The following is a 1719-nucleotide window of genomic DNA, read 5'->3' as shown; positions in this document are numbered from 1 at the left end:
GATCTACGCGGGCGACCAGGCGGGCTGAGCCGGCCCGGTGCGTCGGCCGGCCGGCTGGTCGGCTGGTCGGCCGGTCGGTCGGTCGGTGAGGTCGTCACACGTGGGCGAGGTCGGCACGAACGAGTGACGACCTCACGCGCTTGTGACGACCTCGGCGGCCCGGGCGCTCCGGCGTGCGCCGGGGCCAGGTGCCGTCAGACCCGGCCGAGGCGGGCCAGCAGGGTCGCGGACGGGAGCACCCGGGCGCCCGCGGCCTCCAGGTCGGCGCCCAGCGCCCGGTCGCTCGTCACCGCCACCACCACCCGGCCCGGCGGCTCGGCGCGGACCAGCCGGCGCAGCAGGTCGTCGGCGATCTCCCCCTGGGAGAACAGCACCCGCACGCCGCGCGGGGCCACGGGCGCGCGCCCGGACGACTCGGACTCCCGGCCGTCGAAGCAGCACGTCACCTCGGCGCCGGTGCGGCCCGCGAGCGTCGCCAGGCGCTCGGTGAGCCGCCGGCGCTGCTCGGTGAGCGACTGGTCCGGCCACGCCGGCTTCGACACGTTGTAGCCGTCGACGAGCAGGTGCGCCCGGGGCATCGCGAGCAGGTCGTCGAGCAGCGCGGGGTCGTCCGCGAACCGGCCGCGCGACGTCGGCCGCGGCCCCCCGGGCGTCGGGACGGGCGGGGCGACCAGGTCGGCGGGCATCCGGCCGGCGGGCGGCAGCGCGAGCTCCTCGCGGAGGGCCGACCCGGCCTCGACGAGCGTGTCCAGCAGCAGCCGGACCCGGACCTGGGCGAGCTCGCGCAGCGCGGCGGCGTCCTCGCGGGCGACGCGGGCCAGGTCCTCGGCGCGGCGCCGGTCGTCGTCGGCGGACGCCCGGACCCTGGCCGTCTCGGCGTGCACCCGCTCCGCGGCGGCGGCGACCTCGGCGGCGTGCTCCGCGGCGCGGCGGGCCTCGGAGCGCGACCGGTCGGCGTCGGACCGCAGCCGGCGCAGCTCGCGGCGCAGGGACGCCAGCTCGGCCTCGGCGGCGTCCGCGCGCTCGGTCTCGGCGGTCAGTCGGGCGGCGAGGCGGCGGAGCTCCGCCTCCGCGCGGTGGGCGCGGTGCGCGTGGTCGGCGTCGGGCTGCGCCGGGGCGTCGGCGCCCGCGGGCAGGGTGTCGAGGGCGGAGAGGCGGGCCGCCCAGCCGTCGGGGCGCAGCAGCGCCGCGCCGACGGCGAGGTCGAGGCGGTCCCCGGGCGCGCCGGGCGCCGGCGGGTCGGCGAGCAGGTCCGCCGCGAGGTCCGGGTGCGCGTGCGACCACGCGCGGGCCACCCGGGCGCGGAAGGCGTCGTCGCGCTCGACGGCGAGCCACAGCGGGCCGGCCCCCGAGGTCACCCGGCGGCGCGGGGCGAACCGGCGCACGGCGGCGAGCGAGGCGGGCACGGCGCCCGGGTCGAGCGCGCCCAGGACCTCCGCCGCGAGCGGCAGCACCGCGGCGCGCACGGCCTCGGGCACGGCGTCGGGGGCGGGCTCGGGCATGCGCGCAACCCTACGGGGCCGCAGGTGGGGGCGGCCACGGGGGTCGCGGGGCGCCGGTGCGGGGGTTCCGGCGCGAGCGGGCGTGTCGGAGGGCGCCGTTAGCGTGCGGCGCATGGTCCACCGGTCCCCCGTCCCGCCCCGCGTCGACCTCGCGGCGCCGCAGACCGGCCGGCCCGTGCAGGTGACGCTCGACGACATCGGCACCCCGCTGCACGAC

General features: G+C 81.3%; 1 protein-coding gene. It reads right to left on the bottom strand.

The features are described 5' to 3' along the window. Positions 1–194: 194 nt before the first annotated feature. Positions 195–1502 carry an NYN domain-containing protein gene (locus VER05_RS02070; RefSeq protein ID WP_324843743.1) on the bottom strand — a complete coding sequence of 436 codons (1308 nt, stop codon included), beginning with the start codon at positions 1500–1502 and terminating at the stop codon, positions 195–197. Positions 1503–1719 lie beyond the last annotated feature (217 nt).

The sequence above is a fragment of the Cellulomonas sp. genome, from assembly GCF_035634735.1.
Taxonomy (GTDB): domain Bacteria; phylum Actinomycetota; class Actinomycetes; order Actinomycetales; family Cellulomonadaceae; genus Cellulomonas.
Note: the sequence above shows the minus strand (reverse complement) of the source record. Positions and strands in the feature narration are given on the sequence as shown.